The organism is Actinoplanes sp. NPDC049681 (assembly GCF_044465265.1).
Lineage (GTDB): Bacteria > Actinomycetota > Actinomycetes > Mycobacteriales > Micromonosporaceae > Actinoplanes.
In genome coordinates, this window is the sequence record NZ_JBITLP010000002.1 from 95,322 (window position 1) to 115,774 (window position 20,453).

20 protein-coding genes and 1 pseudogene are annotated in these 20,453 nt (G+C 72.2%); 15 read left to right on the forward strand and 6 right to left on the reverse strand.

Features of this window, described 5'->3' with window-relative positions:
• Window positions 1–20: 20 nt before the first annotated feature.
• Window positions 21–1,034, reverse strand: a complete 1,014-nt coding sequence (locus tag ACIBO8_RS05760) for an ABC transporter substrate-binding protein (RefSeq protein WP_396113962.1) — start codon at window positions 1,032–1,034, stop codon at window positions 21–23.
• 103 nt (window positions 1,035–1,137) lie between these two features.
• Between ACIBO8_RS05760 and panD the strand changes: the two genes are divergently transcribed.
• From panD to ACIBO8_RS05780, 4 genes are all read left to right on the forward strand, one after another.
• Complete coding sequence (panD, locus tag ACIBO8_RS05765) at window positions 1,138–1,557, forward strand: aspartate 1-decarboxylase (protein ID WP_396113963.1); 420 nt, start codon at window positions 1,138–1,140, stop codon at window positions 1,555–1,557.
• A gap of 13 nt (window positions 1,558–1,570) precedes the next feature.
• Entirely contained in the window at window positions 1,571–1,909 is a 339-nt protein-coding gene (locus ACIBO8_RS05770) for a hypothetical protein (RefSeq protein WP_396114728.1), read from the forward strand.
• An 89-nt stretch (window positions 1,910–1,998) separates the two neighbouring features.
• Window positions 1,999–2,871, forward strand: a complete 873-nt coding sequence (locus ACIBO8_RS05775; RefSeq protein WP_396113964.1) for a helix-turn-helix domain-containing protein — start codon at window positions 1,999–2,001, stop codon at window positions 2,869–2,871.
• 61 nt (window positions 2,872–2,932) lie between these two features.
• Window positions 2,933–3,460 (forward strand): GNAT family N-acetyltransferase, encoded by a 528-nt coding sequence (locus ACIBO8_RS05780; RefSeq protein WP_396113965.1) that lies wholly within the window; start codon window positions 2,933–2,935, stop codon window positions 3,458–3,460.
• On the opposite strand, the gene ACIBO8_RS05785 is transcribed toward ACIBO8_RS05780, so the two are convergent.
• Window positions 3,457–4,407 (reverse strand): methionyl-tRNA formyltransferase, encoded by a 951-nt coding sequence (locus tag ACIBO8_RS05785; RefSeq protein ID WP_396113966.1) that lies wholly within the window; start codon window positions 4,405–4,407, stop codon window positions 3,457–3,459. The genes ACIBO8_RS05780 and ACIBO8_RS05785 overlap by 4 nt on opposite strands.
• A 101-nt stretch (window positions 4,408–4,508) precedes the next feature.
• Between ACIBO8_RS05785 and ACIBO8_RS05790 the strand changes: the two genes are divergently transcribed.
• Entirely contained in the window at window positions 4,509–5,810 is a 1,302-nt protein-coding gene (locus tag ACIBO8_RS05790) for a lysine N(6)-hydroxylase/L-ornithine N(5)-oxygenase family protein (protein WP_396113967.1), read from the forward strand.
• 4 nt (window positions 5,811–5,814) lie between these two features.
• Here ACIBO8_RS05790 and ACIBO8_RS05795 read toward each other — a convergent pair whose 3' ends face one another.
• Window positions 5,815–7,044: an FxsB family cyclophane-forming radical SAM/SPASM peptide maturase gene (locus ACIBO8_RS05795; protein WP_396113968.1), complete on the reverse strand. Its 1,230-nt coding sequence runs from the start codon at window positions 7,042–7,044 to the stop codon at window positions 5,815–5,817.
• Window positions 7,045–7,222: 178 nt separating this feature from the next.
• Here ACIBO8_RS05795 and ACIBO8_RS05800 point away from each other — a divergent pair, with 178 nt between their 5' ends.
• A complete protein-coding gene (locus tag ACIBO8_RS05800) occupies window positions 7,223–7,684 on the forward strand; it encodes a hypothetical protein (protein ID WP_396113969.1) in 462 nt (153 codons plus the stop codon).
• Here ACIBO8_RS05800 and ACIBO8_RS05805 read toward each other — a convergent pair.
• Together ACIBO8_RS05805 and ACIBO8_RS05810 are read right to left on the reverse strand one after the other, a co-directional pair.
• The gene (locus ACIBO8_RS05805; protein WP_396113970.1) at window positions 7,668–10,043 is read right to left on the reverse strand and encodes a beta-glucosidase; all 2,376 of its coding nucleotides are present in this window, start codon (window positions 10,041–10,043) and stop codon (window positions 7,668–7,670) included. The two genes, ACIBO8_RS05800 and ACIBO8_RS05805, sit on opposite strands and share 17 nt — an antisense overlap.
• Window positions 10,044–10,075: 32 nt before the next feature.
• Window positions 10,076–10,837: an SDR family NAD(P)-dependent oxidoreductase gene (locus tag ACIBO8_RS05810; protein ID WP_396113971.1), complete on the reverse strand. Its 762-nt coding sequence runs from the start codon at window positions 10,835–10,837 to the stop codon at window positions 10,076–10,078.
• A 33-nt stretch (window positions 10,838–10,870) separates the two neighbouring features.
• Here ACIBO8_RS05810 and ACIBO8_RS05815 point away from each other — a divergent pair, with 33 nt between their 5' ends.
• The 8 genes from ACIBO8_RS05815 to ACIBO8_RS05850 all read left to right on the forward strand — a co-directional run bounded on the left by ACIBO8_RS05815 (window position 10,871) and on the right by ACIBO8_RS05850 (window position 18,620).
• Window positions 10,871–12,247, forward strand: coding sequence for a serine hydrolase domain-containing protein (locus tag ACIBO8_RS05815; protein ID WP_396114729.1), 1,377 nt, complete (start codon window positions 10,871–10,873; stop codon window positions 12,245–12,247).
• A 182-nt stretch (window positions 12,248–12,429) separates the two neighbouring features.
• Window positions 12,430–13,491: a PhoH family protein gene (locus ACIBO8_RS05820; RefSeq protein ID WP_396113972.1), complete on the forward strand. Its 1,062-nt coding sequence runs from the start codon at window positions 12,430–12,432 to the stop codon at window positions 13,489–13,491.
• Between the two features lie 192 nt (window positions 13,492–13,683).
• Window positions 13,684–14,154, forward strand: a complete 471-nt coding sequence (gene ybeY / locus ACIBO8_RS05825) for an rRNA maturation RNase YbeY (protein WP_396113973.1) — start codon at window positions 13,684–13,686, stop codon at window positions 14,152–14,154.
• A 5-nt stretch (window positions 14,155–14,159) separates the two neighbouring features.
• A complete protein-coding gene (locus ACIBO8_RS05830) occupies window positions 14,160–15,530 on the forward strand; it encodes a hemolysin family protein (RefSeq protein WP_396113974.1) in 1,371 nt (456 codons plus the stop codon).
• Window positions 15,523–15,894 carry a cytidine deaminase gene (locus ACIBO8_RS05835; protein ID WP_396113975.1) on the forward strand — a complete coding sequence of 124 codons (372 nt, stop codon included), beginning with the start codon at window positions 15,523–15,525 and terminating at the stop codon, window positions 15,892–15,894. Before ACIBO8_RS05830 ends, ACIBO8_RS05835 begins: the two co-directional genes overlap by 8 nt.
• 114 nt (window positions 15,895–16,008) lie before the next feature.
• On the forward strand, window positions 16,009–16,326 hold the full coding sequence (locus tag ACIBO8_RS05840) for a hypothetical protein (protein WP_396113976.1): 318 nt from the start codon (window positions 16,009–16,011) through the stop codon (window positions 16,324–16,326).
• Window positions 16,327–16,562: 236 nt separating this feature from the next.
• A complete protein-coding gene (era, locus tag ACIBO8_RS05845; RefSeq protein ID WP_396113977.1) occupies window positions 16,563–17,438 on the forward strand; it encodes a GTPase Era in 876 nt (291 codons plus the stop codon).
• Between the two features lie 93 nt (window positions 17,439–17,531).
• Complete coding sequence (locus ACIBO8_RS05850) at window positions 17,532–18,620, forward strand: acyltransferase (protein WP_396113978.1); 1,089 nt, start codon at window positions 17,532–17,534, stop codon at window positions 18,618–18,620.
• Here the strand turns inward: ACIBO8_RS05850 and ACIBO8_RS05855 are convergent.
• On the reverse strand, window positions 18,610–19,404 hold the full coding sequence (locus ACIBO8_RS05855) for a DUF4097 family beta strand repeat-containing protein (RefSeq protein WP_396113979.1): 795 nt from the start codon (window positions 19,402–19,404) through the stop codon (window positions 18,610–18,612). The two genes, ACIBO8_RS05850 and ACIBO8_RS05855, sit on opposite strands and share 11 nt — an antisense overlap.
• Window positions 19,405–19,523: 119 nt before the next feature.
• Between ACIBO8_RS05855 and recO the strand changes: the two are divergent.
• Window positions 19,524–20,327 (forward strand): annotated as a pseudogene (gene recO / locus ACIBO8_RS05860) (DNA repair protein RecO); the annotation flags it as partial.
• Window positions 20,328–20,453: the final 126 nt, after the last annotated feature.

A 20,453-nucleotide genomic window follows, 5' to 3' on the forward strand; every position in this document is an offset into this window, starting at 1 on the left:
GGCCGCCCCCGCACAGGTCTTCAGGCCGCGTTCGACAAGTCGGTCACCGCGGTGGCCTTGTCGCCGTCGGTGGCGTTCCTCAGCTGGGGCACCAGGACGTCCAGCGCGTACAGCAGGGCGTTCGGGCCGCTGTATGCGAGCGCCCCGCCCAGCGGCGTGGAGAAGGACGTGTACAGGGTGCGGTCCTCGGTGACCACCTTGAGGCGGCCGAACGCCGGCGAGGCCAGCATGTCCTTCTTCGCCGCGCCGTTGACGAACAGCACGTCGCGGTCGAGCACGTCGAGGCGTTCCTCACTCACCTCGTCCTTCTCGGTCTGCGCCGCGAAGCCGAGGGCGTCGAAGAGGGCACGGCGCGGGTCCTTGGCCGGGATGAGCCAGTGCTGGCCCTTCTCCGGCCCGAAGTCGACGACGAGGGTCTTGCCGGCGAACTGCGGGTTGGCCTTCCGCGCCTCCTCGATCCGCGCGTTCACCTTGTCGACCAGTGCGCGAGCTTCCGCGGGTTTGCCCAGGGCCTTGCCGATGGTCAGGGTCTGCACGTCCCAGGGGGTCTGCTCGTCCGCGTACGCCGAGGACTGGATGACCGTCGGGGCGATCTGCGACAGCTTCTCGTACGTCTCCTTGGTGATCGTCTCGTAGATCGCCAGGATCAGGTCCGGTTGCTGCTCGATGATCGCCTCGAAGTTCAGCTCGGCCGAGAAGGTGCTGATCTTCTTGCCGCCGAGCGCCGACCGCACCCACGGGTACGTGGGGTACTCGGTGAACCATTCGCGCGTGCTGACCGGCACCACGCCCAGCGCCAGCACCGGATCCTGGTCGTTCCAGCCGACGGTGACGACGCGCTCGGGCCGCTTCCCGATCGTGGTCGAGCCGAACTTGTGCTCGATCGTCACGGGGAACGCCGTCGCGGCGGAACCGGAGGCTCCCGTGGCGGGCGCGTCGTTCTCGTCGGCAGCGCAGGCCGTGGTGGTCGCGACGAGCAGGCCGGCGGCCACGAGGGCGAGCGCCCGTCGCCGGCCTCGGATGCGGAGGGTCATGGGGGCTCCAGATGATCGGGGGTCCGTGGCTCGATCTGCAGGTTAGGTTAGGCTAACTTTATTGCAGCCCGGGGGTAGCCCCCTTCCTTGGAGGACCACAGACATGCAGCGGACCCTGCTCGGTGGCAAGATCCACCGCGCCACCGTGACCCAGGCAGACCTGCACTACGTCGGGTCCATCACCATCGACAAGACCCTCATGGACGCCGCCGACCTCATCGAGGGCGAGCAGGTGCAGGTCGTCGACATCGACAACGGCGCCCGCCTGGTGACGTACGTGATCGAGGGTGCGGCGGGCTCCGGCGTCATCGGCATCAACGGGGCGGCCGCGCGGCTGGTCTCCGTCGGTGATCTGATCATCATCATGTCGTTCAAGCAGGTGGAGGAGGCGGAGCGCGCCTCGTACGCACCCCGGGTGGCGCACGTCGACGCACGCAACCGCCTGATCGACATCAGTGCCGACCCGTCCGCGCCGGTGCCGGGCGCCGACGACCAGATCTCCGGCAAGACCCTGGTCCACTAGGGACATGGGAGCCCTGACGGTCTGCCGGGACTGCTGCTGCGGCAGCGCGAGGAAGCACCCCGGCGTCGATCACGACGGTCAGCTCGCCGCCATCCGCGGCGCGGTGGGGGAGCGCCATCGGGTACGCGTGAGCGAATGCCTGGGCGTCTGCGAACGGTCCAATGTGGTCGTGGTGCATCCGGCTCCCGCCGCCCGCCGGGCCGGTGCCCGCCTCGTCCACCTCGGCGACGTCCTCGAGGACCATCTGGTGGACGCGGTCGCGCAGTGGCTGGACGCGGGCGGGCCCGGGTTGGCCGAGGTGCCGCCGGTGCTGACTGCGCGGGTTTTCGACCCCGCGGATTATGCGGACTGAAGACGTAAAAGGTCTATGCTTGCGCGACGATGGACCGGTTGTCGGGCGTAAGCGGTAACCCAGAGAGCCGCAATCAGAGGACGATGCCGATGAGCACGCCCGAGCAGAACGGCGGGCCGACGGTCCGCCGGCTGCAGCTCGGCGCGCGCCTGCGCAGTCTGCGCCTCGCCGCGGGAATCAGCCGCGACCGGGCCGGCTACGAGATCCGCGGCTCCGAGTCGAAGATCAGCCGGATGGAGCTGGGCCGGGTCGCGTTCAAGGAGCGCGACGTCACCGACCTGCTCAAACTCTACGGGGTCGCCGACGCCGGCGAGCACGAACGCCTGCTGGCGCTGGCCCGCGAGGCCAACTCGCCCGGCTGGTGGCACTCGTACGCCGACGTGCTGACCACGTGGTTCCAGAACTACCTCGACCTCGAGCAGGCGGCGGAGCTGATCCGCACGTACGAGATCCAGTTCGTGCCCGGCCTGCTCCAGACGGACGCGTACGCCCGCGCGGTCATCATGCTCGGCCACGGCACCGCATCCCAGGAGGAGATCGACCGCCGGGCCGACCTGCGCATGGCCCGCAAACAGCTGCTGGGCCGCCCGGACTCGCCGCGCCTCTGGGCGGTGATCGACGAGGCGGTCCTGAAGCGCCCGATCGGCGGCCGGGACGTGCTGCGCGACCAGATCGCCGCGCTGCTGGAGGCCTGCACCCATCGCACCATCCGGCTGCAGGTCATCCCGTTCCGCTCCGGCGGCCACGCGGCGGCCGGCGGCGCGTTCACCATCCTGCGCTTCCCGCACCAGAACCTGCCCGACGTCGTCTACATCGAGCACCTGACGAGCGGCCTCTACCTCGACAAGCGCGAGGACGTCGACCACTACGCGGCGGCGATGGGCCGGCTGTTCATCGAGGCGGAGCCACCGGACAAGACCCCGGAGCTGCTGCGCCAGGCCCTCCGCGACCTCGACGACTGATCCCGGGCGGTCCCGCGGGCATACTGAGGCGGCGGGGCAGGGCGGGGATCGGGGGAATCGAATGAACGTCTTCGGCGCGACGGTGAAGCTGCGGGCGATGGGGCCGGACGACGCCGAGGCCCTCTGGCGGTGGAACCATGACCCGGAGGTCATGCGCTGGATGGACGACGGCTACGCCCAGCCGCTCGAGCGGGTCCGCACCTGGCTGACCGAACGCCCGCGCAACGATTACGGCGACGTGCTGTTCGGCATCGAGACGCTGGCCGAGCAGCGCCTCATCGGCCTGGTCCGGCTTCGTGACGCCGAGCCCGAGACCGGCTGCGCGGAGCTGGACATCTACATCGGCGAAAAGGACTGCTGGGGCAAGGGCTTCGGCACGGACGCGGTGCGCACGGTGTGCCGCTACGGCTTCGACAAGATGCGCCTGCACAAGGTGTCACTGACGGTGGCGGCCGGGAACGTGGGCGGGCTCCGGGCGTACGCGAAGGTGGGTTTCGTCGAAGAGGGCCGCCTCCGGAGCGTCTTCCGCCGCGACGGCAGATGGCACGACAAGATCGCGATGGGTCTTCTGGACGGCGAGCTTCGCTAGCGCGGGAAGCTCGTCAGGTAGCCGCCCATCGTCGTGAAGTAGTCGTGGGCCGGCAGTTCCACGCCCTGGTCCGTGCGTACCTGCTTGATCAGCAGTGCTTTGCTGCGGCCGCGGCGGGCCTCCGCGCCCGCGACCACCGCCACGCCGTCGCTCTCGCGGTAGAAGATGCGGCCGGGGGTGCCGCCGTAGACCGCCTGCGAGACGCCCGCGCGGACGATTTCGAGGCGGCGGCCGCGGTGGAAGCAGAAGGCCTGCGGGTAGGGCGCCGACTGGGCTCGGACCAGGCGGGACAGCTCTTCGGCCGGCCAGGTCCAGTCGATGCGGATGTCCTCCTCGGCGCGCTTGTGGAAGAAGCTCGCCTTCGACCGGTCCTGGGGCGGGAAGTCGCGGCGCCCGGAGGCGAGCTCGGCCAGGCCGTCCACGGTGATCGGGCCGAAGAGCTCGAGGGTCTTGTGGAACAGGTCCGTGGTCGTGTCCTCCGGGCCGACCGGGACCGCGCGCTGCAGCACGATCGGGCCCGCGTCCAGGGTCTCGTCCATCAGGTGTGCGGTCACGCCGACCTCGGGCTCGTCGTTGAGCAGGGCCCAGATCAAGGGCGAGAATCCCGCGTACGCCGGCAGCAGCGCGTCGTGCACGTTGAGGGTGCCGAAGGCGGGCAGGGTGAAGACACGCGGCGGGATCCAGGTGCGCCAGTTGGTGGCGACGATGACGTCCGGTGCGACCTGCTTGAGGGTCTCGTACAGCTCCTCGTCGTCCGGGCGTTCGCGGATGAGGACGGGGATTCCCGCGGAGCCGGCCAGCTCCTCGACCGAGTCGGACCAGACCTTCTCGTACGCGCCCTCGCCCCGCGGATGGGTGACCGCCATGACGACCTCGTGCTCCGAGTCCAGCAGCGCCTGCAGGGTGCGGTGGCCCCACGTCTGGAACCCGAACATGACGACTCGCATGGATTTTTCTCCCTCACCAGGCACTGCGGACGGCCGCATTGCTTAGGTTAGGCTAACCAATGCCTCGGGGTCAGGTCGGCCCCGCCGTGGAGGGGACGGTCATGTCTGAACCTGAACTCGATGTCGTGGGAATCGGCTTCGGCCCGTCGAACCTCGCCATGGCCGTCGCCGTCGCCGAGCACAACGCTGCGGCCGGCCCCGATGCGGCGGTCACCTCGCGGTTCCTCGAACGTCAGGCGTCCTTCGGGTGGCACCGCGGCATGCTGCTCGACGACGCCACCATGCAGGTGTCCTTCCTCAAGGACCTGGTGACGCTGCGGAACCCGACGAGCGAGTTCAGCTTCCTGCGTTACCTGCACAGCCAGGGCCGGCTGATCGACTTCATCAACCACAAGAACCTCTTCCCGCTGCGGGTCGAGTTCCACGACTACTTCGCCTGGGCCGCCACGCAGGTCGCCGAACAGGTCACGTACGACGCGGAGGTGTTGTCCGTACGGCCCGTCGAGAACGCGTCCGGCGACATCACCGCGGTGGACGTGCTGTCCCGGCACGGGGGCCGGCTGACCACGCACCGCGCCCGCAACCTCGTCATCGGCACCGGGTTGCGCCCGCGGCTGCCCGAGGGCGTCAGCGCGTCGTCGCGCGTCTGGCACACCAGCGACCTGATGCACCACCTGCCCGGCATCCGCGGCACGGAGCCCCGCCGGTTCGTCGTGGTGGGCGCCGGGCAGAGCGCCGCCGAGGCGGTCGCGACGCTGCATACCGAGTTCCCCGAGGCGGAGGTCTGTGCGGTCTTCTCCCGCTACGGCTACTCGCCGGCGGACGACAGCTCGTTCGCCAACCGCATCTTCGATCCCGGGGCGGTCGACGACTTCTACCGCGCTCCCGAGCACGTCAAGCGCCAGCTCATGGAATACCACGGCAACACCAACTACTCCGTCGTGGACATCGACCTCATCGACGACCTCTACCGCCGGGCGTACCAGGAGAAGGTGCTCGGCCGGGAGCGCCTGCGGATGCTGAACGTCTCCCGGCTCGCCCGGGTCACCGACGGCCCGGACGCCGCGGTGGCCACGGTGCGCTCGCTGGTCACCGGCGAGGTGACGACCCTGGAGGCCGACGTGGTGGTCTGCGCCACCGGCTACCACCAGGCCGACCCGTACGCGATCCTCGGTGACGTCGCCGGCCTCTGCCTGCGCGATGCGCAGGGCCGTCCCCAGGTCGGGCGCGACTACCGCGCGGCGGCGGATCCCCGGCTCCGGGTCGGCGTCTACCTTCAGGGGGGTACGGAGCACAGCCACGGCATCACGTCGGCGCTGCTGTCGAACACGGCGATCCGGGTGGGGGAGATCCTCGACTCAGTGGTGGCGTACCGCAGCTCGGGAGCCCTCGTAGCCGCCTAGCCCCTCACCGGCGGTGGAGATCCGCGCGCATCCGGCCGCTGATGTGGCGGATCAGCTCGGCCATGTCGGCACAGTAGACGGACGGGTTGAGGTATCCGTCGCCCGGCCGGTACCGGTGGGCGTAGTGGCCGCCCCCGCACACGGCCTGCACGGGGCACGCCCGGCAGGCCGGGGCCAGGGCCTCGACGCCGATCTGCCGGGCCACGACGCCGGGATGGTCCAGGGCCGCGTCGAACGGGTCGGCGAAGACGGTCAGCCCGGTGAAGCAGGCACCCGGGTAGCTCGTCTTGAGGCTGTCCACCAGCTCGACGGATCCGTCCGACTCCACCACGACCGAGGCCACCGGGCTCAGTCCGACCTGTTCCGACCGGCCGGCCCCGCCGAGCACCAGAGCCATCACGTCCTCGAAGAGCCGGATCCGGGTCTCCTGGCGGGGTGCGCCGTACCAGCGGTCGAACACGGCGATCAGCCAGTCGGCGTGCGGGGTGCCGCTGCCCGAGGGGTCGCGCTGCGGTGGCGTGGACCAGTTCGCATGTGGGATGAGCAGATCCAGCTGCGGGGGACCGTACGCCAGCAGCGCCTCGTAGGACGCGACCGGATCGGTCGACGGGTCCACCGTGCAGAGCAGCCCGGCGAAGGCCTCCCGGTACGCCGGACCCCCGAGCAGGCGCAGCGCCCGATCGACGGCGGCGGAGCTGCCGCGCCCGTCGGCGTACCGTCTGCGGCGGTCGTTGGCGGCGGCCGTGCCGTCCAGGCTGACCCCCACCCGCACGCCTTCCCGCACGAAGAGGTCGAGCAGGGCCGGGTCGAGCAGGACCGCGTTGGTCTGGAGCCCGATCTCCAGCCGGCACTCGCCGCCGAATGCGGCCCGGAAGTCGCCGATCAGCGCGGTCAGCCGGTCGACCCCGGCGAGCAGCGGCTCGCCGCCGTGCAGGACGAGCCGCATGGTGGTCAGCCGGTGCGCGGTGGCGTGCTCGGCCATGCGCTCGGCCGCCGCCAGCCAGGTCGCGCGTTCCATGAGCGCCGGCCGGTCCCGCCAGCTCTGGTCCGCCATCGTGTAGACGTAGCAGTAGTCGCACGCGAGGTTGCAGCGCTGATGGACCTTCAGCACGACGTCCCGGAACGGCACCGGGCGGTGTCCGGCCGCGCGCAGGGCGGCCACGTCGAGGGTGCGGTCGGGCCACCGGGGAACCATGTCGACCGGGGTCGTTGCCAGCGCGCGGGTGACGCCCACGAGGTTCTTCTCCCTTCGGTCGCCGAGCCGATCGTAGTGGGGGTGTTACTAACCCTTTTTTCCACTGTCGACTCATACGTTCGGCCGAGTTCGAGTCTTGATCGTTGTCCTGGTTCGTTCCGCGGAGGAAACTTCGTCCTCGCGTTGATCCCTCCCCCTCGACGCCTAGGACGTGGTCATGACTCAGCCTCGCCATCCCGCTGTCGTGCACGCCCGGAAGCGAAGTCCGCTTCCCTGGGTGCTGCTCGCCGTCTTCCTCGTCGCTCTCGGCGTGGTCCTCGTTCCCAAGCTCATCGGCGGTGATTCCGGCGACGACCCCGCGCCGGTCGCCGCCTCCCAGGCCGACCCGATGCTGACCGCGGTCGACAAGTGCGACCCGATCAAGTCCGGGCTCCGGCTCTCCGACAAGAACCGCAAGCTGACCATCAACGGTGCCGGGAAGCGGGTCCTCTCCGGCCTCACCCAGGACGCCATGACCTGCGTCATGAACACGCTCGGCGTGCCCGGTGCGCTCAGCTCCCGGATGTACTCCACCGTCGCCGCGGACGGCCAGCTCGAGGGCGAGTGGCCCGGCTACACCGTCGTGTGGACGAACACCGAGGACGAGGGCCTCGACCTGACGGTCACCCGCACCAGCTGACCTGCAGCGCGGCGCTCAGGCGCGGATCGTCCAGGGCGTGCGCGGCGGTGACCGTGTACGCCCCGGGGACCGTACGCCAGCCGCCGTCCCAGATCTGCCAGGTGCGCCCGGGCAGCGGGATCCGTACGGTCACCGTCTCGCCGGGGTGGGCCTCGACCACGGCGAAGCCGGCCAGCCATCGCGCCGGGCGTTGCGGGGCCGACGGGCCGGTCGGGCCCGCGTACACCTGCACCACCTCGCGGCCCGGGCGGCTGCCCGTGTTCGTCAGCGTCACCACCGCCTCGGCGGGCGTCGCGGCCAGGTCGTCGTAGCGCCAGGTCGTGTAGCCGAGGCCGTGGCCGAACGCGTACCGCGGCGGGGTGCCCGCGCGGTCCCAGGCCCGGTAGCCGATGAACAGGCCCTCGTCGTACTCGACGGTTCCGTCGCGGGGCACCACGTGCAGGACCGGGCAGTCCTCCTCGCGTCGCGGCCAGGTGGTCGGCAGGCGCCCGCCGGGCTCCTCGGCGCCGAGCAGCACGTCCGCCAACGCCGCCCCCGCCTCCTGGCCAGGGAACCACGTCAGCAGCACCGCCGCCACGTCGTCGGCCCACGGCAGCAGCACGGGCGAACCGGCGTTGACCACCACCACGGTCCGGGGATTCACCTCGGCGACCCGCGCCACCAGCTCGTCCTGCCGGCCGGGCAGGGCCAGCGACGCGCGGTCGAAGCCTTCCGACTCCACCTGCTCGGTGGTGCCGACCACCACGATCGCCACGTCGGACCCGGCCGCCAGCGCCACCGCCTCGGCCAGCAGGCCGTCGTCCGAGACCCCGGGCGGCCGGTGCCCCAGCGTCGCGGAGACCGTGTGCGCCATCCCCGGCCGGATGGTCTGCCGCAGCGTCACTTCCACGGGTACGCCCGCAGCCAGCGCGACGGTCGTCCGCTGCTCCCGCGGTGAGAGCAGCAGGTCGGCGCGCCCGGTGCCGGGCGGGTGCAGGGTGCCGGAGTACCGCTGCTCGCCCCCGACCACCAGGTCGAACGTGCCGAACCCGGAGACCGCGAAGACGTGCTCGCCGTCCTGCCGCGGGATGAAGGTGGTACGCAACTCCAGCCCCGTCACGTCCTCGGGCGCGATCCCGCCGGGCAGGTCGCCGATCCATCGGACCGCGGCGGACGGGACGTCGAACCGGTGGTCCGCGCCGAGCAGCGTCACCGACGCCGGCTCGGCGAGGGCGGGCAGGAAGGGCCGCGGATCCGCGCCGACGGCGTGCACGACGTCGACCCCGGCCAGCGCGCGGGTCAGGCCGTCGAGCGGGGAGATCACGTGCGGCGGGGTCACCTGCGCGCTGCCGCCGCCGAGCACGCGGGCGTCGGTGGCCAGCGCGCCGATGACCGCGACCCGGGTCAGGTCCGCCGGCCGCAGCGGCAGGACGTCGTGCTCATTGCGGGCGAGGACGAACGAGCGGGCCGCGACGGTCTTCGCCACGGCGTCACCGTCCAGGTTCGCGGGGAACGAGCCGACTGCCGGGGGTACGCCGTCCAGCAGCCCGACGCGTCCCGCGAGGCGTAGCACCCGGCGTACCTTCTCATCGATGACGTCTTCCGGCACCTGGCCGGCGCGGACCGCCGCGACCAGCCTGGGCCCCCAGGGGTTCTCCAGGGCCGGCATGGCGATGTCGAGGCCGCCGAGCGCGGCGCCGACCGTCTCCCGGGCGGCCCGCCAGTCGGAGACCACGATCCCGTCGAAGCCCCATTCGTCCTTGAGCACATCCGACTGCAGCGGCTCGTTCGAGGCCATCGGCAGGCCGTTCACGCTGTTGTACGCACTCATCACGCCCCAGCCGCCGGCCGCCACGACTCGCTCGAACGGAGCCAGGTAGAGCTCGCGCAGGGCGCCCTCGCCGATCCGCACGTCGACGGTCATCCGGTCGGTCTCGAAGTCGTTGCCCACCAGGTGCTTCACCGTGGTCCCCACGCCGTGCTCCTGGACGCCGGTGACGAAGGCCGCGCCGATCTCGCCGGAGAGCAGCGGATCCTCGGAGTAGCACTCGAAGTGCCGGCCGCCCAGGGGCGTGCGCTGCAGGTTCACCGTCGGGCCCAGCAGCAGATGAACGCCCTTGCGGCGGGATTCCTGCCCGAGCAGCCGCCCGGCGGTGCGAGCTAGCTCCGGGTCCCAGGTCGCGGCCAGCGCGGTCGGGCTCGGCAGGGCGACGGACGGGTCCTCGGGTGCCCAGCCGGTGCCGCGTACGCCGATCGGCCCGTCGCTCATGACCAGCGAGCGCAGCCCGATCCGGGGGATCGCGGGCAGGGACCAGAAGTCCTGGCCGCCGAGGAGCGACACCTTCTCCTCGAGGGTGAGCCGGCTGATCAGGTGGTCCATGGAAGCGCTCCCGTCCCTCGGTTGCGACGATCCTACGTGCGCAGGTACGAGGCACCGTTCAGGTCGATGATCGACCCCGACGCCCACTCCGCCTCCGCCGAGGCCAGCCAGTGCACCGCGCTCGCGATCTCCTCCGGCCGCGCCACCCGGCCGAACGGGCTCTGCGCCCGGATCTCCGCCCCGCGCTCGGCCTTGAGGTGCTCGTTCGTCATGTCCGTCTCGACGAAGCCGGGTGCCACGCAGGCCACCGCGATCCCGTACGGCGCCAGCGCCACGGCCAGCGACTGGGCCATCGCGTTGAGGGCGGCCTTGCTGGCGCCGTACGCCGGCTGCTCGGGCTCGCCGCGGAACGCGCCCCGCGACGACACGTTGACGATCCGGCCGCCGCGCTCGCGCATGTGCTGGGCGGCCGCCCACGCCGCGTTCGCCGCGCCGAACAGGTTCACGTCGAACGTGCGGCGCCACATCGCCTGCCAGTCGTCGTACGGCGTACCGAAGACCGGATGCGGCGGGTTCGCCCGGCCGAAGGCGCCCGCGTTGTTGACCAGGACGTCCAGGCCGCCCAGCCGGGCCGCGGCATCGTCCACCATGGCGCGTACGGCCGCGGGATCGGCGAGATCCGCCTGCACCACGACGTGGCCCTCGCCCGGCAGCGCCGCGGCGAGCTGCTCGGCCAGCGGCGCGGAGTCACGGTGGTGCACCGCCACCCGGTCGCCGCCGTCCGCGAACCGCCGCGCGATCGCGCGGCCGATGCCGCGGGAGGAACCCGTCACGAGAATCGCCCGACCTGTCATGCCGCCACCCTAAGATCTGGCGATGTGGAGCCCCTGACGAACGCGCGGCAGCGCCTCGAGCGAGCCGTCCGCAAGGTCCAGGCCGACGCGCGGGTGCCCGCGCTCTCGGTCGCCCTGCACCGCCCCGACCGCGATCTCTGGACCTGCACGATCGGGTCGTCCGGCAATCCGGAGCACCCGCTCGGCGCCGACAGCCGCTTCCGCATCGGCTCGGTCACCAAGACCTTCACCGCGGTCCTCGTCATGCAGGCCCGCGACGACGGCCTGCTCGACCTGGACGACCCCGTCTCCGCCCATCTCGACGTTCCCGCGCACGGCGCCGCGACGATCCGCAGCCTGCTCTCGCACACCGCCGGCTACCAGCGCGAGCCGCACGGCGACGTGTGGGACGTGCTGGTCGCCCCCGACGACCGGCAGGTCCTCGACGACCTCGCCCGGGCCGAGCGGGTCCTGCCGCCGGGCCGCCGCTACCACTACTCCAACCTCGGCCTGGCGGTGCTGGGACAGCTGGTCGCCCGGCTGCGCGGCGGCACCTGGACCTCGGTCCTGCAGGAGCGGATCCTCGACCCGCTCGGCCTCACCGCGACCACGGTCGAACCCACCGCCGGCGCCGCGGTCGGCTACCTCGTCGATGCCTACTCCGACGCCGCCCGGCCGGAGCCGCAGCTGCACATGGGCGGCGTCTCGCCGGCGGCCCAGCTCTGGAGCACGGCCGCCGACATGGCCCGCTGGGCGGCCTTCCTCGCCGACCCCGCGGTCATCGACCCGGGCGCGCTGGTGCTGGAGCCGGCCACCCTCGACGAGATGCGCTGGCCGCTTACGACCACCGACGAGACGCTGTGGAGCGGCGGTTTCGGCCTGGGCCTGATCCTGGTGCCGCAGGGCCGCCGGGTCCTGCACGTCGGCCACGACGGCGCGATGCCCGGCTTCCTGGCCGGCGTCTACGGCCGCCGCGGGGGCGAGGGCAACCCGGGAGCCCTCGGCGCGGCCGTGCTCGGCTCGTCGGGCACCGCGACGGAGATCAACGAGCTGGTCCACGAGCTGCTGACCCTGGCCGTCGACGCCGACCCGGCCGAGATCCGCCCCTGGTCGCCGGGCCCGGCCGCGCCCCCGCAATACCGCAGCGTGCTGGGGCCCTGGTGGAGCGAGGGCTTCCCGCACGTCTTCAGCTGGCACGACGGGTCCCTGCAATCGCGGGCCGCGGACGCTCCGGCCGACCGGCCGCCGTCGATCTTCCGCCCGGTGCCGGACCAGCCCGACACGCTGCGGACGGTGTCGGGGCGGGAGGCAGGGGAGTTGCTGCGGCTGACCCGTGATGCGCAAGGGACGGTCGTGCGGATGCACTGGGCCACCTACCGCTTCACCCGCCGGCAGGAGACGTTCGACGGGGTGTCGGTCTCCGAGGGCTGACGTCGCGCTGCGTAGTCGGCCGCGTGCTCTCCCCGCGCTCCCGAAACGGCCGATAATGGCCTCGGCGGGGTCGCTGCCGAGCGGATACGATGGCACGATCCTTACGCGCGCCGCCGCACCGGCGGGGCGCTGTCGATCGGCGGAGAAAGAGAGCAGGTGGCGTAGGCCGTACGGCCGCCCCTATGACCGGCACCGAACAGAGCAGCGCCGCCGCTCGGGCGCAGACCAGGATCTCGGTCTCCGACCCGAAGATCATGGTGAACCTGCTCGGCCCCAAGGACGAGATCCTGCGGCTGGTCGAGCGCACCCTGACGAGCGACGTGCACGTCCGCGGCAACGAGATCACGATCACCGGCGTCCCGGCCGACAACGCCACCGCCGAGCGGCTGTTCTCCGAGCTCATCGAGCTCATCGAGAAGGGTGAGACGCTCAGTGTCGACGCCGTGCGTCGCACCGTCGCCATGCTCGAGGAGAACACCGCCGAGCGCCCGGCCGAGGTGCTCACGCTCAACATCCTGTCCCGGCGCGGACGCACCATCCGCCCCAAGACCCTCGGCCAGAAGCGGTACGTCGACGCCATCGACGAGAACACCATCGTGTTCGGCATCGGCCCCGCGGGCACCGGCAAGACGTACCTGGCGATGGCCAAGGCCGTGCAGGCGCTGCAGGCCAAGCAGATCAACCGGATCATCCTCACCCGCCCGGCGGTCGAGGCCGGCGAGCGCCTGGGCTTCCTGCCGGGCACGCTCAACGAGAAGATCGACCCGTACCTGCGGCCGCTCTACGACGCCCTGCACGACATGCTCGACCCCGAGACCATCCCGCGGCTCATGCAGGCGGGCACCATCGAGGTCGCGCCGCTGGCCTACATGCGGGGTCGCACGTTGAACGACGCCTTCATCATCCTCGACGAGGCGCAGAACACGACGCCCGAGCAGATGAAGATGTTCCTGACCCGGCTCGGGTTCGGCGCCAAGATCGTGGTGACCGGCGACGTCACCCAGGTCGACCTGCCCGGCGGCACCAGCAGCGGCCTGCGCGTCGTCCGCGAGATCCTCCAGGGCGTCGAGGACGTGCACTTCGCCGAGCTGTCCAGCTCGGACGTGGTCCGGCACCGGCTCGTGGCGGAGATCGTCGACGCGTACGCCCGCTACGACGCCGACCAGGAACAGCAGACCAGCCAGCAGTCCGTCCGGGCGGTGCAGCAGCAGCGCGCCGCCGGCGGCGGACGCCGGCGGCGCTGAGCCGGCCGTGCCCCGGCCCGGCGGACCGGCTGCCCGGTGCGGCGGGGGACAATGGGTGCCGAGCGGGCCGGTGGCCGGCGCGGCACGGGATGACCGGGGCCGGTCGGACCGCGTCCCGGAACGGCAAGTGATCAACGGCACCGGCCGGACCGGCGGCGTCGTACCGCATCGAGACCAGGGGTAACGCACCACATGTCCATCGAGATCGCCAACGAGTCGGGAGTCGAGGTCGACACCGACGCGATTCTCGCGGTGGCCCGGCACGCGCTCGAGGAGATGGGGGTCAACCCGCTCGCCGAGCTGTCGATCCTGCTCGTCGACATCGACTACATGACCGAGCTGAACCATCGGTGGATGGGCAGCGACGGGCCGACCGACGTCCTCGCGTTCCCGATGGACGAGGGCAGCGTCGACCACGGGCCCGGCGAGGCGGGCACCGGCGAGCCGGCGCTGCTCGGCGACATCGTGCTCGCCCCCGAGGTCGCCTCCAAGCAGGCCGCCACGGCGGGGCACACACCCGCCGACGAGCTGCACCTGCTGACCGTCCACGGCGTCCTGCACCTGCTCGGGTACGACCACGCCGAGCCGGAGGAGGAGCGGGAGATGTTCGCGCTGCAGGCCCGGCTGCTGCAGAGCTGGCGTTCCGGACGGCGGACCGGCTGAGCCCCATGGACCCGTCCCTGGTTCTGGCCGCCGGCACCACCGCGGGGCTGCCCGACGTACAGCTGATCATCTACGCGGTGGTGCTGGTCTTCCTGGCCGGCCTGGCCTCCATGACCGACGCCGCCCTGGCGACCGTCTCCCCGGCCCGCGCCGCCGAGATGGAACGGGAGGGCCAGCGGGGTGCCGCCGCCCTGGCCGCCGTCGCCGGCGACGTGGTGCGGCACCTCAACCTGCTCCTGCTCCTGCGCCTGCTCTGCGAGCTGACCGCGACCACGCTGGTCGCGCTCGTCGCCGTGGACAGCTGGGGGGTGGGCTGGCGGGCCGCGCTGGTCACCGCCGGGGCGATGACGCTGGTCAGCTTCGTCGTGGTCGGCGTCGGCCCGCGTACGGTCGGCCGGCAGCACGCGTACGCGGTGGGCAAGGCGACCGCCCCGCTGGTGCGCTGGATCGGCCGGGTGCTCAACCCCCTGGCGTCGCTGCTGATCCTCATCGGCAACGCCGTCACGCCGGGCAAGGGGTTCCCCGAGGGCCCGTTCGGCAGCCAGGTGGAGCTGCGGGAACTGGTGGACCTGGCCGAGCAGCGCGGCGTCGTCGAGCACGGCGAACGGGAGATGATCCACTCGGTGTTCGCGCTCGGTGACACCATCGCCCGTGAGGTGATGGTGCCGCGTACCGAGATGGTGTGGATCGAGGCGCCGAAGACCCTCCAGCAGGCGCTGTTCCTCTTCCTGCGTTCCGGCTTCTCGCGGATCCCGGTCATCGGGGAGAGCGTCGACGACGTGCTCGGCGTGCTCTACCTCAAGGACGTGGTCCGCCGCACCCAGAACGGCGACCCCGCCGCCTCCGCCATGCCGGTCGCCGACCTGATGCGCACGGCGACGTTCGTGCCAGAGTCGAAACCGGTCGACGACCTGCTGTCCGAGATGCAGGCGGCCCGCACCCACCTGGTCATCGTCGTCGACGAGTACGGCGGCACGGCCGGCCTGGTCACCATCGAGGACATCCTCGAGGAGATCGTCGGCGAGATCACCGACGAGTACGACGTCGAACGCCCTCCGGTGGACCACCTCGAGGACGGCGCGGTGCGGGTCACCGCCCGCCTCCCCATCGAGGACCTCGGCGAGCTCTTCGGCGTCGAACTGCCCGCCGACGAGGTCGAGACGGTCGGCGGCCTGCTCGCCCAGACCCTCGGCCGGGTGCCGATCCCCGGCGCCACCGTGGACGTGGGCGGCCTGCACCTCATCGCCGAGGGCACCACCGGCCGCCGCAACCGCATCGACTCGGTGCTGGTGCGCCGGGTCGAGCCCCCGTCGGAGGACTCCGGCGACGACGAGAACGCCCCCGAAACAGAGGAAAGACAGCACGCCGATGCCTGACCAGACCATTCCCGCCGGCCCCGCCGAAACCGAACTCAGCGCGGAGGACGCGAAGCTGGTCACCCTGGCCCGCGGCGCCCGCGCCCGGGTGGGTGCGCCCGAGGGAGCATCGGTACGCGACCAGGACGGCCGAACCTACGCCGCGGCAACGGTGTCGCTGCCCAGCCTCACGGTGACGGCCCTGCAGCTCGCGGTGGCATCGGCGGTGGCCGCAGGCGCGACCAAACTCGAAGCCGCGGCGGTCGCCACGGACTCCGACACCCTCGACGGAGCCGGCCACGCCGCGGTACGCGACCTGGCGGCGGACGCACCCATCCACGTGGCGGCGCCGGACGGCACGCTGCTGGGCACGGTGACGCAGTGACGGATCCGGCCGGCGGGGGCGAGGAGCGCAGGCTCACCCCGGGAGAGCGGAACGAACAACGCCGCCGGGAACGCCGCGAGGCGCGCCGCCAGCAGGGCCAGGCAGCCGGGCGCGGTGGTGCGGGTGCCGGTCGCGGGGGTGCGGGTGCCGCGCGGGATGGTGCGGGTGCCGGTCGCGGGGGTGCGGGTGCCGCGCGGGGTGCTGCGGGTGCCGGTCGCGGGGGTGCGGGCGCCGGGCGCGGTGGCGCGGGCGTCGGCGGTAGCGGTGCGGGTGGCGGCGGCGCGAGTGGGCCGCGGAGCGGCACCGGAGGTGGCCCGGGCGGGGTTGGTCGTGACGGGAAGGCCGCCGGCGGCCCGAGCGGGGTCGGTCGTGGCGGGAACGCCGCCGGCGGCCCTGGTGGCCGTGGTGCCGGCCGCGCACCGGGCGGTGTGAGTGGCGGGCGGGGCGATGTGCCGACCGCGCCGAGCGGGCCGGGCGGTGGGGGAAGGGGAGCGGGCGGAGCGAAGCGACGCGGTAGCGACGAACCCCGGACCCCGGCAGGCCCTCGTGACGGCGGCACTCCTGCGGACGCCCTGAGCTCGGGGCCCCACGCGAACGCAAGCTCGACGAACGCGCGTATCGGAAAAAACCGGCACAAGGCCGCGCGGCGGGATCAACCTCGGGATGATGTGTACCGTGCCGGTTTTGCGTGTTTTGTGGGTAGGCCGAATGCCGGCAAGTCCACGTTGACCAACGCGATCATCGGTCAGAAGATCGCGATCACGTCGAACAAGCCGCAGACCACCCGGCACGTCATCCGGGGGGTGCTGCACCGGGAGAACGCGCAGCTGGTCCTCGTCGACACGCCGGGGTTGCACCGGCCGCGGACGCTGCTCGGGGAGCGCCTCAACGATCTCGTGCGGGAGACCTGGAGCGAGGTCGACGTGATCGGGGTGTGCTTTCCGGCGGACGAGCCCGTCGGAGCCGGCGACCGGTTCATCTCGACGGAGATCGCCGAGCTCAAGGCCACCGTCATCGCCGTGGTGACCAAGGTGGACCTGGTGCCGCCGGCGGTGCTCGCGGAGCGGCTGCTCGCGGTCAGCAAGCTGTACGACTTCGCCGACATCGTGCCGGTGAGCGCCGTCTCCGGGCACCAGGTGGAGGCGCTCGTCGATGTGATCGTCGGTCACCTGCCGGAGTCGCCGCCGCTGTACCCGGACGACGTGCTGACCGAGGAGCCCGAGCAGGTGCTGATCGGGGAGCTGATCCGGGAGGCGGCGCTCGAGGGCGTACGCGACGAGCTGCCCCATTCGATCGCCGTGCTGGTCGAGGAGATGCTCGTCGAGGGTCAGCTCACGAAGATCTACGCGAACGTGTACGTGGAGCGCGACAGCCAGAAGTCGATCGTGATCGGGACCAAGGGCGCCCGGCTCAAGGACGTCGGGACCCGGGCCCGCGCCGAGATCGAGGCGTTGCTGGGCCGCAGGATCTACCTTGACCTGCACGTACGCGTGGCCAAGGAGTGGCAGCGCGACCCGAAGCAGCTCCGTCGCCTCGGTTTCTGAGAATCGTTCGATTTACACGTATTTGTGGGCATAGTCACGCAGGCCCGGTTTCATGTTGCTTGTCCGGGTCCGGTTTCGATAGGCGTTGACGCCATGCGAAACCGGTACCTGGACCTGCTGCGCGCCGTCGCGATCGTCCGGGTGGTGCTCTACCACTCGACCGGCTGGGCCGCGCTGACCGTGGCGCTGCCGGCCATGTCCGTGATGTTCGCTCTCGCCGGTTCGCTGATGGCCGCGTCGATCGACCGGTCCGGGCCGCTCGCGGTCGAACGCCGGCTGCGCCGCCTGCTGCCCTCGTTCTGGGCGATGACGGTGATCGCCGTGCCAGCCATGCTGCTCACCGGGCTGGCCTGGGACTGGAAGGTGCTCTACTGGGCTTTCCCGCTGCAGGATCCGCCCGCGAACGGCTGGGGGTCGATGGCCCTCGCCGCCACCTGGTACCTGCGGGACTTCCTCTGGTTCGTGCTGCTCTCCCCGCTCGCCCTGCCGGTCTTCCGGCGCTTCCCGAAGACCACCGTGGTCATTCCGTACGCGGCCCTGACCGTGATCGTCCTCGGGAACCTGACCGTGCACCCGATCGTGCGGGACACGGCCCTCTACGGCGGCGCCTGGCTGCTCGGCTTCGCCCACCACGACGGCATGCTGCGCCGCTGGAACCGCCGGGCCCTCGTCGCCGCTGCCGGGTCGCTCGCCGCGGCCGGTGCGGCCTGGATTGTCACCCACCCCGGACCCCGGGGGTACGACCTCAACGACATCCCCCTCGGCAACGCCCTGTGGTCGGCGGCCTTCGTCCTCATCGCCCTCGGATTCGCGCCGGTCGCCACGGCGGCGCGGTCCGGGCGGCTGCTGACGATCCTCAACGCCCGGGCGCTGACGATCTATCTGTGGCACGTACCGATCATCGTCGCGGTCACCAAGCTGGGGGAGGCGCACGGGCTGCCGACCCGCGGCTGGGACGGCATCAGCTGGCGCCTGGTGGTGATCGTCTCGCTGGTCACGGTGGCGGTGCTGCTGGTGGGGTGGGTCGAGGACGTCGCCGCCGACCGGCCCCCACGCCTGGTGCCGGGCCGCCGTCCCCGCAACGCACCGGTGTCGCCGGCGCTGCCGCCCGTCGCCCGGCCGGCGGGGGTCGAGGTGGGCCGCGTGTCGGCGGCGGTCGAGGTGGGCGGCGTCAGGAGGTAGCGATCGTCGCGTTGCCGCTGCCGGTGCGGACGTCCAGGACGGTGGTCGCCTTGGGGTCCGACGCGATGTCCGACTCGAAGTCGCCCGAGCCGACCTGCCGCGCGATCCGGTACGACCCCGGCGGGACCATCAGGTCGACGTTGCCACTGCTGACCCGGGCCGTCACCGACGCGGGCTGCACCAGGTGGAGCTCGACGTTCCCGGAGGTCGCCTCCGCCGTGATCGCGCCGCCCCCGGTCAGGTTCGTGCCTTCGATGTTGCCCGACCGGGTGCTCAGGTCGGCCTTGCCGGCCAGCCCGGTCGCGACGATGTTGCCGGACCGGGCGCTGGCCCTGGCCTCGCCGGCGATCCGGTCGAGGACGATCTCGCCGGAGGTCACGGCCACGTCCGTGGAGCCCACCTGGACGAGGGTCATGCCGCCGGAGTTCAGCTCGCCGCGGACGGCGACGCCGGTGGGCGCCTCGATGTCGTACGAGACCCGGCAGTCGGGGCCACAGCTGGTGTCGACGGCGAGGCTGGTGCCGGTGAGCTTGTAGGACGCGCCCGGGTCCGCGCCGCTGCTGCGCACGATCCGCTTGATGTGCGTCTCGGCGATGGGAGCCGTCCGCACGGAGACGTCGCCGCTGCTGCCGGACACGACGATCTCGGTGATCTTCACCTTCTCGGTGTCGTCGTAGGTCAGCTTCGCGGCGCCGATGCCCTGGTCGCAGCCGGTGAGGGCGGCCGCAGCCGCGGCGGCCACCAGGGTCAGTGCACCGGCGCGCCGGCTCAGTCTCGCGGTCATGGGCCAAACGCTATGAGCCCGGGTACGTCCGGCGCCATCGGTCCCTCCACCCACCCGTCCCCGAGAAGACCCTGAGATCCGGGTCAGGGTCTGTCGTACCCACGGGGCAGAATGTCGGGGTGCCCGCCGGATATCGACGCCAGCTCTACCGCGACGACGCGGTGGTGCTGCGCGTGCAGAAACTCGGCGAGAGCGACCGGATCATCACCCTGCTGACCCGCCGCCACGGCCGCCTGCGCGCCGTCGCCCGGGGCGTACGCCGCACCACCTCCCGCTTCGGCGCCCGGCTCGAGCCGTTCGGCCACGTCGACCTCCAGCTCGCCGGCTCCCCCGAGGGCGTGGGCAGCAGCCTGCACTCGATCAGCCAGGTCGAGGGCCTCGCGCTCTACGGCAAGCGGTTCCTCGAGGACTACCCCCGCTACACCGCGGCCAGCGCGATCGCCGAGACCGCCGAGCGCCTCAGCCCGGTCGAACGCGAGCCGTCGCTGCGGCTGTTCCAGCTCACCCTGGGCGCGCTCAAGGCCCTCGCGGCGGGCGAGCACGCCACCAGCCTGGTCCTCGACGCATACCTGCTGCGCGGCATGGCCCACGCGGGCTGGGCGCCGGCGCTGGCCGAATGCGCGGTGTGCGGCACACCCGGCCACCACGGCGCGTTCTCGGTGCCGGCCGGCGGCTCGGTCTGCCCCGACTGCCGCCCGCCCGGGGCGGCGCACCCTGCCCCCGCAACGGTCGCCCTGATGCTGGCCCTGACCCACGGCGACTGGCAGCTCGCCGACGGCGCCGAGCCGCCGGTGCGCCGCGAATGCAGCGGCCTCGTCGCGGCCCACCTGCAGTGGCACATGGAGCGCAACCTGCGGGCCCTGCCGCTGGTCGACCGGCGGGAGACGCCACCGGCCCCGCGCAGCCCCGGGGTGGGCGAGCCGCCTGTCCCGCGCAATCTCGGGGCGGGGGAGCCGCCGGGCCCGCGCTTTCCTGACGCCGGCGATCGGCCGCCGGCCGACCACCTCTCGGCCGCCGGCGAATCGTCAGCTGCTGACCGCATGCCCGCC